The 10,908-nt window shown below is 57.7% G+C and carries 10 protein-coding genes; 8 read left to right on the top strand and 2 right to left on the bottom strand.

What is annotated here, in order from left to right:
- Complete coding sequence (locus LY284_RS38590; protein WP_233392517.1) at positions 1 to 483, bottom strand: DUF3830 family protein; 483 nt, start codon at positions 481 to 483, stop codon at positions 1 to 3.
- Positions 480 to 1,211, bottom strand: coding sequence for a GntR family transcriptional regulator (locus LY284_RS38585; protein ID WP_233392515.1), 732 nt, complete (start codon positions 1,209 to 1,211; stop codon positions 480 to 482). The genes LY284_RS38590 and LY284_RS38585 overlap by 4 nt, the downstream gene beginning before the upstream one ends.
- Positions 1,212 to 1,369: 158 nt before the next feature.
- On the opposite strand from LY284_RS38585, the gene LY284_RS38580 reads away from it, so the two are divergent.
- The 8 genes from LY284_RS38580 to LY284_RS38545 all read left to right on the top strand — a co-directional run bounded on the left by LY284_RS38580 (position 1,370) and on the right by LY284_RS38545 (position 10,849).
- On the top strand, positions 1,370 to 2,518 hold the full coding sequence (locus tag LY284_RS38580; protein WP_233392511.1) for an aminotransferase class V-fold PLP-dependent enzyme: 1,149 nt from the start codon (positions 1,370 to 1,372) through the stop codon (positions 2,516 to 2,518).
- A 4-nt stretch (positions 2,519 to 2,522) separates the two neighbouring features.
- Positions 2,523 to 3,308, top strand: coding sequence for an ABC transporter ATP-binding protein (locus LY284_RS38575; RefSeq protein ID WP_233392509.1), 786 nt, complete (start codon positions 2,523 to 2,525; stop codon positions 3,306 to 3,308).
- Positions 3,302 to 4,060, top strand: a complete 759-nt coding sequence (locus tag LY284_RS38570; RefSeq protein WP_233392507.1) for an ABC transporter ATP-binding protein — start codon at positions 3,302 to 3,304, stop codon at positions 4,058 to 4,060. Before LY284_RS38575 ends, LY284_RS38570 begins: the two co-directional genes overlap by 7 nt.
- Positions 4,057 to 4,953, top strand: a complete 897-nt coding sequence (locus LY284_RS38565) for a branched-chain amino acid ABC transporter permease (RefSeq protein WP_233392505.1) — start codon at positions 4,057 to 4,059, stop codon at positions 4,951 to 4,953. The genes LY284_RS38570 and LY284_RS38565 overlap by 4 nt, the downstream gene beginning before the upstream one ends.
- Positions 4,950 to 5,933: a branched-chain amino acid ABC transporter permease gene (locus LY284_RS38560; protein ID WP_233392503.1), complete on the top strand. Its 984-nt coding sequence runs from the start codon at positions 4,950 to 4,952 to the stop codon at positions 5,931 to 5,933. Before LY284_RS38565 ends, LY284_RS38560 begins: the two co-directional genes overlap by 4 nt.
- Positions 5,934 to 6,034: 101 nt before the next feature.
- Complete coding sequence (locus LY284_RS38555; RefSeq protein ID WP_233392501.1) at positions 6,035 to 7,153, top strand: porin; 1,119 nt, start codon at positions 6,035 to 6,037, stop codon at positions 7,151 to 7,153.
- Positions 7,154 to 7,184: 31 nt separating this feature from the next.
- Positions 7,185 to 8,480 (top strand): ABC transporter substrate-binding protein, encoded by a 1,296-nt coding sequence (locus LY284_RS38550; protein ID WP_233392498.1) that lies wholly within the window; start codon positions 7,185 to 7,187, stop codon positions 8,478 to 8,480.
- A 74-nt stretch (positions 8,481 to 8,554) separates the two neighbouring features.
- Positions 8,555 to 10,849 carry a molybdopterin-dependent oxidoreductase gene (locus tag LY284_RS38545; RefSeq protein WP_233392497.1) on the top strand — a complete coding sequence of 765 codons (2,295 nt, stop codon included), beginning with the start codon at positions 8,555 to 8,557 and terminating at the stop codon, positions 10,847 to 10,849.
- Positions 10,850 to 10,908 lie beyond the last annotated feature (59 nt).

Genomic DNA, 10,908 nt, shown 5'->3' with positions numbered 1-10,908 from the left:
CTACTTAGCCTCAAAGCGCAGCGTGCAAGCACCCTGCTGTCGAATCGCGATGCAACCTTCGGTGAGAGCAGCGAGATCTTGCGGCAAAACTTTGCCGATGACGCTACCTGCCAACCACCCAATCGGAAACAGCATACGCGCACCGGGTCCGTAGAAAACCCCGAGATCGAAGATCGGGCTTGGACTGCCGCCCCACATCCGTGCGGGCACATACGCCAACACCAAGTCCCCCGGTTGCGGCGTCAGCGTCGCATTCTCGGGAGGGAGCGGCACTTCCGCCAACTCGGGGGGCACCAGGGCAGACGGGATTGGACACGAGATTTCCGGCCCCGTCCATATGGCATGAATCGCGGGCATCTCGCACGGTTCGGCCAACAGGTTGCGCAAGAACGCGACGTTCGCCGGCGCTTTTTTCTCCAGCAGTTCGATGGTGACGTCCAGACCGGAACGCGCTTCTGTCAATCTAAGGGACCAGGCTGTCATGTTTGAGGATCGGTAGTGTGCGCGCCGCTCTTGAGCAGGTCGGAGAGCATGTTCGTTGTGCGTCGGATATCGCTTTCCATCGCTGCCCGTGCGGCCGCCGGATTGCGCTTCTCAAATGCTTCGAGAAGGAGATGGTGAAAGTCGGTGCCGTTGGACCGTAGCGATTCGATCACCTGAGAACCTAGGTGACGCGAAATGAATCGCATGTATGGCCCGTACTGCAGCCAAAGACTCTCGATCAAAGGTGGAAGGACCGTGGAGCGCGAAGTGGCGTAGATCAGAAAGTGGAATTCCTGGTTTTTGTCGAGGCTGGTGTAGATGCCGTCGTCTTCCATCGCGTGCTCATGCTCTGCGATCAATCCTTTGAGCTTGCGCAGCGTTGCCGTCGTCATGTGCTCGCAAGCGAGCGACGTCGCTAGCCCCTCGAGCGCAAGGCGCGCTTCGCACAGATCGTGGAGCTTGTCTTCGCTGACCTGAGGCACCTGCACGGTGCCGTTTGGAAGTGATTTCAGTCCGTTTTCGGCGACTAGCTGCCGGACTGCTTCACGCACCGGCATGGGACTGGTGCCGTACGCACTGGCGAGCGCCTGAATCACCATGGGTTGCCCGGGGTCGAATCGGCCTCTCATCAACGACATGCGCAAGTCGGCGTAGATCTTTTCCTGCACGGTCACACGCGCCGCAGATACGGGCACGACCGCGCCTTCGAAATTAATTTTGCTTGACATTTAAATTTGATCGGCCAACACTGAATTTGATGTTTTGATCAAATGATCACGTGATCAAAAATAGCACGGAAACATCAAGGTGGCAAGCAATGCAACCAACGCCGCCCGGGAATTTCCACTCGGGATTGACAGTCCTTTTTGAGATGAATCTACTTTAGATGAACGCTAAAGAACTACAAGACGACTCCGGTTGGCTTCTGTACCACTCGGTTGGCCGGTTTCCTGGTCAACGTCAAGCCGTGGAAGCCGCTCTCGCCACCTTCGTCGATGAATGGTGTGATGTTGCCGGAGCGCGATGGAATCCGATGATCGACGCTCGACAAGCGATGCTCGATGACTGGGCAGCGCTCATCAATGCACCATTTGGATCGATCTTCGCTGCGGAGAACGTCACTCAGACGGTATCGAACTTTATCGGTGCGTTGCCCGACCGCACGTTACGAGGCCGGCGCGTGCTGATCGCTGAAGACTGCTTCCCAAGCCTGCATTTCCTTTTGCGTGGACTGAGTGCGTTGCGTGGCTTTGAGCTCGTTACCGTTCCTCTGCGTGAAGACGCCGCTTTTATCGAGGACGAAGATTTCATAGCCCACTGGGACAGCGAGGTCGCCGTTGCGTTGATAACTTACGTATCGTCGACAGCATCCAAACGGGCCGATATCGAGACTCTGGTTCAACACGGTCGGACCAAAGGCAGTCTGATTGCGGTAGACATCACGCAGGCCGTGGGCATTCTGCCTATCGACGTCATTGCTATGGATGCCGACCTCGCCGTCGCGACATCGCTCAAATGGCTGTCCGGCGTCCCGGGAGCAGGGTTGGCTTATTTGCGCCGTGAGTTGCTCACGGAACTAGAGCCAACGCTTCGAGGCTGGTTCAGCCAACCCGACCCCTTTAACTGGGCAATCGACGCATTTACTTATGCACCGGATGCGCGACGTTTCGACAATGGCACTCCGTCCTATCTGCCCTTCATCGCATCACATCCTGGCTTGAAGTGGACATTGGCGCAGACCGTGCCGGCCGCGCGTGCTCGTAATCTAACGTTGTCAGCCGCTCTGATCGATATTGCGGATTCTCATCAATTGCCGTTGCTTTCACCAAAAGACGATGCTTGGCGCGGCGGAAGCGTGATGGTACGAATTCCAGATCATATTAATGCGACTAGCTTGCAAGTCGCGTTGATGGCGCAGGGCATCGTGACCGACACGCGGGGTCAGTGCATGCGTTGGTCTCCGGGATCGGTGACGGCTGACAGTGTGTCCGAGCGTCTCGACCGTGCGCTGGCGCATGCGTTGCCACGGAGCTAACCCCGTGAATAACTCTCCGACAAGTAACAACATTATCGATGTCAAAAACGTGTCGCGCCGTTTTGGCGGATTGGTCGCAGTGGACGAAGCGTCGTTGCATGTGTCACGCGGCAGCATCACCGGGCTCATCGGTCCGAATGGCGCGGGCAAGAGCACCATGTTCAGCCTGATTGCCGGCAGCTTGTCTCCGACTAGCGGTGAGGTCTGGATCGACGGGATGCCAGGGCATCACAAGCTTGCGCACCGGCGTATCGGTATGGGACTGGGTCGCACGTTTCAAATACCGCGACCGTTTCCCGAGATGACAGTATTGGAGAACGTGATGGTCGCATTCCCCAAACAAGCGGGCGAGGCATTGCTACCGAACTGGCTCCAATGGAGACGTGTTGCGCGTGAAGAGCGTGAGAATCTGGATAAAGCGCGCGACCTCCTGGACTTTGTTGCGCTACTCAAACTGGCTGATCAACCAGCGCGCGTTTTATCTGGTGGTCAGCGCAAGCTCTTGGAGCTTGCACGCGCTTTAGCAGCAGACCCAAAAGTAATTCTGCTGGATGAACCGGCTGCTGGAGTCAATCCGTCGTTGCTCGAAACGATCATCGCCCGCATCCGAGAGCTGAACGAACAAGGAATGAGTTTCCTGTTGATCGAACACAATATGGATATGGTCACACGCCTGTGCGATCGAGTTTTCGCCATGTCGCGCGGACAGATGCTTTGCAGCGGAACACCGGGCGAAGTGACCTCCGATCCCCGGTTGTTGGAAGCCTATCTGGGGGGGGCATCGTGCTGAAACCAAACATCATTCTCTCAACCGAAGGTCTCTGGGCAGGCTATGAACCAACGCTGTCGATCGTGCGCGATGCAAATATCCAGGCTTACGAGGGCGAAATCCTGCTACTACTCGGTCCGAATGGCGCGGGAAAATCGACGCTCATAAAGACGATTGCTGGTGTCGTTCAAAAGCATGCGGGTACGGTGCACTTCGACGGCGGGGATATCACGCGGATTGCAGCCCATCGGATGATCGATAAAGGCTTGGCCTTCGTACCGCAGACAGAGAATGTCTTCGTCAGCATGACGATCCCGGAAAATCTTGCCATTGCCGCGCATCGTTTGCCGCGAGGGATGCGTAAGCAGCGAGTGGAAACGATCTACGAATTTTTCCCCGACCTAGCGCGCTTGCGCTCGTTGCAGGCTGGCCGCTTGTCAGGTGGCCAGCGACAGATGCTAGCAATCGCTCGTGCCATGATCGTCGAACCCCGCCTGATCATGCTCGACGAGCCCTCGGCAGGGCTATCGCCCAAGATGGTCGAGATGCTTTTCGAACAGCTACTCCGCGTTCGCGACGCGGGTATGTCTATCGTCATGGTCGAGCAAAACGTGCGGGCTGCCTTCACAATCGCCGACCGCGCCTACATTCTCGTCGAGGGAACGCAGCGTCACGAAGGCACGGCAGCGACGCTGCTCGACGACCCGGACGTCGCGCATTCGTATCTTGGTCTGACGGGGGCACACAACGCCAGTGCAGGAGCTACCCAATGAATATGCAGCTTGCTTTCGATGGTGTCCTGCTAGGCTCGGTCATCGCGCTCGGCGCCATCGGCGTCACCTTGACGTACTCGATCATGCGCTTTGCGAACTTCGCCCACGGCGAGTTCATCGCGTGGGGCGCGTATCTCTCCTACGCCATCGCAGGCTGGTGGGGAGCGACGTCGCAACCTATCGGCGAACTTTCGTTTGGATGGGCGTTAATCGCTGCGCTGCTTGCGAGCTTTTTTGTGACGGGAACCCTCTCCCTAGTGCTCGACCGGCTCGTCTTTTCGCGCCTGCGCGCATCGAACACACGCATGGTCGTGGTCATGGCGAGCTTCGGCATCTCCTTGTCTTTGCGCAGTTTGCTAGAACTGCTATTCGGTGCACAGCCGCAATACTTCAGCAGAGACTTGCAGATCGCGATGCCGATCATCGGCGACATTCGGGCGACACCGGATCAACTGGCGGCCATCGCGGTAATGATCGCCATGGTTATCGCCGTGCATTTTATTTTGACGCGCACCCACATTGGGCTATCGATGCGAGCAGCAGGCGAGAATGGCGGCCTCGCCCGCGTGGCCGGCATCAACACACGTGTCGCGGTCTATGCCACTTGTCTGCTCGGTGGCGGCCTGGCGGCTGTGGCCGGCACCATGTCTGGTGTGCTCACACAGGTGCGTCCGCAGATGGGCTTCGAGTTGCTCCTGTCGCTGTTCTCGGCAGCCATTCTGGGAGGGCTAGGCAGTGTGCAGGGTGCTGTGCTCGGCGGGCTCATCGTGGGCATTTCCGAATCGCTGGCAGTGGCGTGGATCGGCGGCGAATACCGCTCCGCTGCGGCATTCATCGTCTTGATTTCGGTCCTGCTGTTGCGTCCCAACGGCATTTTTGGAGCACGTGCATGATCAACTATCTAGAGTTTTTCTTCGCGACCGGGTTCATATTCGCGGTGATCAGTCTAGGGCTCAATGTTCAATGGGGCTTCACCGGCTTGTTCAACGCCGGGGTCGCGGGCTTCGTTGCGATTGGTGCATATACCTCGGCTCTTTTGACGAGCGCTCCAGTGGCCGAGCGCGTAGGTGGACTAGGTTTGCCGATCATGATCGGCTGGATTGGGGCGGTCGTGTTGTCGGGTATCGCCGCCACAGTAATTGGCTTCGTGACGCTGCGCCTACGAGAGGATTATCTTGCAATCACTACATTTGGCGTGGCGATCGTGATCCAGGCGTTGCTGGTAAACCAGCAAAAGCTTACGGGCGGACCGTTTGGCATCGGTTTAATCCCCAAATCATTTGAGCATGTAGCAAGTTCGGCAGGTGAGTTGCTCATGCTCAACCTGGTAATGCTCGCGGCGATTGTCGCAGTGGTGTATGTCGCCGTTGAGACTTTAGCCTCCAGCCCGTGGGGGCGCGTATTGCGCTCGATCCGTGAAGATTCGGTGGCTGCCGCGTCGTTGGGCAAAAGCGTCAAGCGTTACGAACTTCAAGCCTTTGTGCTGGGGTCGATGATCATGGGATTAGGAGGCGCTTTGCAAGCCCATTTCATTGGTTTCATCTCGCCGGATAATTATCTGCCGCTGATGACGTTCCAGATCTGGACAATGTTGATCGTCGGTGGATCGGGCAATAATCGTGGCGCTATTCTGGGTAGCCTTGTTGTCTGGGGCCTGTGGAGCGGTATCGGCTATGCGCTGGGGCATCTGATTCCTGCCGCGCAGCAAGCCCGGTCCGCCGCCCTTACGCCGATCCTGATCGGTGTCGCCCTGGTGCTAGTGCTTCTCCGTCGGCCGAGCGGGTTGCTGCCGGAAAAGCGCACCGTCTCCAAGCACATTTCACCAACGAACGTGAGTGGAGTGGACCTGGCTTCCGGCGTCGCCCGGCACTAACTTTGATCGGTCATCTTTAAGCATTTGGTGCGATTTACGATTCGGCGAAAGCGCAAGCATCTTTGATTAGTACTATTAATTTATGACAAGTCGGTTAGGATATGAAAAAGATACTCGGAGGACTCGCGGTGGCTGGTTGGCTGGTTTGCAGCAGTGCTGCACAAGCGCAAACGAGCGTCACGCTGTATGGCATCGTCGACGTTGGCGTGACATATGTGAGTAATACGAGGGCGGGGCGCGTGTTCGCCATGCAAAGCGGTTTTCTGCAGGGTAGCCGATTCGGGCTCACCGGACGCGAAGACCTCGGCGGTGGCACGACCGTGATCTTCACACTAGAGAACGGGTTCGACGCTTTCTCAGGCAGGCTTGGGCAGGGTGGACGAGGCTTTGGTCGTCAATCGTTTGTGGGGCTGTCGCGCGCGGGGCTGGGCACCTTGACCATCGGTCGCCAGTATGATCCGTTCGTCAACTTCGTCGGCCCCGGCACGATGAACGGCACATACGGTGGTCAATTCGCTCACGCCGGTGATGTCGATAACACCAACAACTCGTTTCGCGTCGACAACTCGATCAAATTTACGAGCGCGAACCTCGGCGGCGTGAGCTTCGGCGCCCTATATGCCATGGGTGGCGTGGCCGGACAATTTGGCGCAAGAAGTATGATCAGCCTCGGCGGCAGCTACAGTAACGGCCCCTTATATCTTGGCGCCGGCTACTTTTTTGCGAAGAACCCGGTTCAAGAATTTCCTGATGGCAACTTTGTCTCTTCGAACGCAATTTTCGGCACAGCGGTCGTCGGGGCACAAACCGCCAGCCAACAAGTGGCAGGCCTGACCGGCGCATACACAATCGGCAACGTCAAGACGTCGATCGCATACACGAACACTCGCTTCAAGGACACTAATGGGGCCGGTGCCGACGTGACATTCAACAACTACGAAATCTGGGCAAGCTACTTCCTGAAACCGTCGATCACTATTGCGACGGGCTATACCTATTCCATGGGTACCATCGATGCAACTCAGAAGAGGCCGAAATACCACCAGTTCAATGTGTTCGGCGACTACCTCTTTTCAAAACGCACGGATCTGTATGCCATGCTTGCATATCAAATTGCGGCAGGGGATGCCACGAATGCACAAATCAACCCCGGTATCGCTGCGGCCGCGACTGGAACGCGCCAATTCGTCTTCCACGTGGGTATGCGCCACCGCTTCTGAACACTACTGTCACGAATCAAGGAGTTCTTTCATGAAACATCTTGCGACGAAATCGCTGCGCGCATGCTTTGCCTGGATCACATTTGGAATTGGTTTGCCAATAACGACCTTCGCCGCATCGCCCGCCCCGGAGGTGAACTGCCCGGTCAAGATCGGCGGCGTGCTGCCCCTCACCGGCTCGCTCGGCGCCGTCGGCAAAAGCATCGCGAACAGCGCGGAACTTGCCGTCAAGCATATCAACGAGGCGGGAGGAGTGAAGGGCTGCCCCGTTGTGTTCCGGCTCAAGGACGACCAAGGGCAGCCGAATGTCGGCGTCGACGCGGCGAAGTACCTGGTCGATGTCGAGCACGTCTCCGCATTGGTTGCCAGCGTGTCGAGCGGTGTTACGGTTCCGATTGCCACGTCGGTGACGGCGACCGCCAAAATTCCCCAGATCTCTTGTTGTTCGTCATCGCCGATCCTGACTACCCTGGCGCAGGAGGGCAAGACTGGAGGCTACTTCTTTCGAACATTTCCCACTGCCAAGACCATGGCGTATCCGGCAAGTCAGCTTGCTGCCGAGCGCGGGTACAAACGCATCGCAATCATTTTCGTCAACACCGATTACGGAACAAGTCTCGCGAAGGGTTTCATTCATGCGACTGAGAAGCTCGGGGGCAAGGTCGTGAAGTCGGTACCGTATAACGAGAACCAGCCTTCGTATCGCGCTGAAGTAAGTTCGATGTTGAATGAAAAACCGGACGCTCTATTTCTGGTGGCATTTCCGCAAGATGGTGCGACGATTGCACGAGACTGGATCTCACTCGGCGGCACGCAGAATCTGATTCTTAACAACGCGTTGCGCAGTCCGGATTTCGTCTCGGCCGTTGGAGCCAAGTATCTGCAAAAGGCCGTCGGAATCGATATCTCGGCAGCGGCTGGTCCGTCGGTGAACGTACTTCGACAAGCATACGAAACGGCGTACAAGGCCAGTGCGGACGGCCCGGGCATTTATAGCGAGTACGACGCTATGATCGCGCTAGGTCTGGCCATGAATATTGCGCCCAGTCTGTCCGGCTCGGCCATCCGCGATGCGATGCGCAAGGTCTACGCCGCGGGAGGGACGCAGGTGGGCACCGGACCTGATGAGTTCCGGAAGGCGCTGGAGCTGATTAAGAAGGGTGCACCTATTCAATACGTCGGCGCCATTGGACCGATTCGCTTCGACGCTTATGGCGACATAAGTACTCCGGCGGTGTCCTGGCACATTCAAGGGACGGCCCTTGTCGTTGATCAAGCGTTCTCGAGCAATGACATGCAGGCGCTGTTCAAAAAGATCGACAGCTAAACGCCGCCGACGGAGCGCTGTGCGCGTCGCAGCTCCGTTCGATGACTCATCTCATTTCTTTTTGATCGATAAAAATGCCTACCTATACGTTCGCGCACTGGGGTACTTACGAAGTCGACACACGCGCGGACGGCGCTTACGAGCTGCGTCCGCTACCTCGTGACCCCGACCCAAGCCCGATTGGCGTGCATTTGCTGGACGATACCCTTGAAGCGTTGCGTGTACGACGACCCGCCGTGCGAGAAAGCTGGTTGAAGTCGGGCCCAGGCGCCAGGCCGGACCTGCGCGGACAGGAACCTTTTGTCGAGATTGAATGGGATCACGCACTTGATCTGGTGGCGACCGAGATCCAGCGCGTGCGTGGTGCGCACGGGAACGCCTCCATCTTTGGTGGCTCCTACGGATGGTCCAGCGCGGGGCGCTTTCATCATGCTCAAAGTCAGGTCCATCGTTTCCTGAACGCCGCTGGCGGATACGTGCGTCACGTCGATTCCTACAGTCTCGGGGCCGCTAACGTCATCCTGCCTCATGTGGTAGCACCGATGGATGACCTGATGGCCTCGCATTCATCCTGGGACACGTTGGCTGAACACACCGATCTGTTTGTTAGCTTCGGAGGGGTGCCCATTAAGAACGCGCAGATGAACGCCGGCGGCGTCGGCATACATGGCGTGCCGACCGGCTTGGCGCGAATGCAGGCCGGTGGTGCTCATTTTGTCAACATTGGACCGGTGCGTGACAATTTTGGCGCACTCAGCGGGGAGGCGCAATGGATTGCCTGCCGTCCCAACACCGATGCAGCAGTGATGCTCGCACTTGCGTGGACTCTGTTGACGGAAGAGCTTTACGATCGGGCCTTCCTCTCGCGTTACTGCGTTGGCTTTGACGTCTTTGCCTCATATCTGATCGGTGAGTCTGATGGGCAAGCGAAAACGCCGGGTTGGGCGGAAGCAATCAGCGGTGTATCCGCCTCATCGATCGTGGCGTTGGCACGGCGTATGGCGGCTTCGCGCACGATGCTCAACGTGGCGTGGTCGTTGCAGCGAGCCGTCCATGGCGAGCAGCCGTTTTGGATGGTCGTCGTACTTGCCGCTATGCTTGGTCAGATCGGTCAGCCGGGGGGAGGCTTTGGTGTTGGTTATGGTGCTGCCAACCTCCCTGGTAGCGCACATGTGAAGACGCGTGGCCCGACCCTGCCCCAAGGTAAAAATGCCGTGTCGGATTTCATCCCTGTGGCGCGTTTCGCCGATATGTTGCTTCATCCTGGCGAGCCGTTCACCTACAACGGCGACACCTATACGTATCCGGATATCCGGTTAGTGTATTGGGCTGGCGGGAACCCGTTTCATCATCATCAGGATCTCAATCGGATGCTGCGGGCCTGGCGCAAGCCCGAGACGATCGTCATCCACGAGCAATATTGGACGCCAAGTGCAAAGCGCGCGGATATCGTGCTGCCGGCGACCATCTCGCTCGAACGCGACGATATTGGCATGGCCACGCGAGAGGCGTTTTTTATTGCAATGAAGAAAGTGCGTGCCCCAACGGGCGCGTCGCGAGACGACTACGATATTTTTGCCGCACTCGCGCATCGCTTGGGGTGCGGCGAATTGTTCACAGAGTCGTTGAACGCGCGCGGCTGGTTGCGAAGAATGTACGATCGGAGCCAAGTGTTGAATCGGAACCGGGGTATCGAGTTGCCCGACTTTGATCTCTTTTGGCAAGCCGGCATGGTGGATTTGAGCGAGCACGATCATCCGATCACGATGCTTGCCGATTTCGTGATGGACCCGGACAAATTTCCGCTAAACACAGCCTCGGGAAAGATCGAAATCTACTCGGAGCGGGTCGCAGGCTTCAGGCTCGCCGACTGTCCGGGCCATCCGGTGTGGCTGGCGCCGCCTGAGTGGTTAGGTGCGCCTGCCGCGCAGACATTTCCGCTGCATCTTTTGACTGACCAGCCGGCGCGTCGCCTACACAGCCAGCTCGATGCAAGCCCCTACAGCCAAGCCGGCAAGATCAACGGGCGCGAGGCGATATATCTCAACCCGGCCGACGCCGAGACCCGCGGCATTGCCGACGGTCAATTGGTGGAGGTCTTCAACGAACGAGGACGGTGTCTCGCTGGCGCTCGACTCTCGCGGGATGTCATGCCTGGAGTTGCGCGGCTGAACACCGGTGCATGGTTCGATCCGGATGTCGACACGGGTCTCGACAAGCACGGGAATCCAAACGTACTGACGCTGGACCGGCCGGCCTCCGGGCTCTCGCAAGGATGCAGTGCGCAGACTTGCCTTGTCGACGTCCGTCCATGGCGTGCGTTCGTGCCGCCCATCACTGCATTCACGCTACCGGAGTTTGTATCGTGAGTTATCCGTGCGTTCGAACGCGAGCGTGACTCGACGCAAAGAGACAGTAGAGGTCATAA

Origin of the sequence: Caballeronia sp. PC1 (assembly GCF_021353155.1) — a bacterium.
Classification (GTDB): domain Bacteria; phylum Pseudomonadota; class Gammaproteobacteria; order Burkholderiales; family Burkholderiaceae; genus Caballeronia; species Caballeronia cordobensis.
The sequence above is the reverse complement of the archived record's forward strand: the minus strand, read 5'-3'. Positions and strand labels throughout refer to the sequence as shown.

What these genes read in the sequence shown, in the direction of transcription:
- LY284_RS38590 (WP_233392517.1), bottom strand. Translation starts at nt 483, where the DNA reads ATGACAGCCTGGTCCCTTAGATTGACAGAAGCGCGTTCCGGTCTGGAC.
- LY284_RS38585 (WP_233392515.1), bottom strand. Translation starts at nt 1,211, where the DNA reads ATGTCAAGCAAAATTAATTTCGAAGGCGCGGTCGTGCCCGTATCTGCG.
- LY284_RS38580 (WP_233392511.1), top strand. Translation starts at nt 1,370, where the DNA reads ATGAACGCTAAAGAACTACAAGACGACTCCGGTTGGCTTCTGTACCAC.
- LY284_RS38565 (WP_233392505.1), top strand. Translation starts at nt 4,057, where the DNA reads ATGAATATGCAGCTTGCTTTCGATGGTGTCCTGCTAGGCTCGGTCATC.
- LY284_RS38560 (WP_233392503.1), top strand. Translation starts at nt 4,950, where the DNA reads ATGATCAACTATCTAGAGTTTTTCTTCGCGACCGGGTTCATATTCGCG.
- LY284_RS38555 (WP_233392501.1), top strand. Translation starts at nt 6,035, where the DNA reads ATGAAAAAGATACTCGGAGGACTCGCGGTGGCTGGTTGGCTGGTTTGC.
- LY284_RS38550 (WP_233392498.1), top strand. Translation starts at nt 7,185, where the DNA reads ATGAAACATCTTGCGACGAAATCGCTGCGCGCATGCTTTGCCTGGATC.
- LY284_RS38545 (WP_233392497.1), top strand. Translation starts at nt 8,555, where the DNA reads ATGCCTACCTATACGTTCGCGCACTGGGGTACTTACGAAGTCGACACA.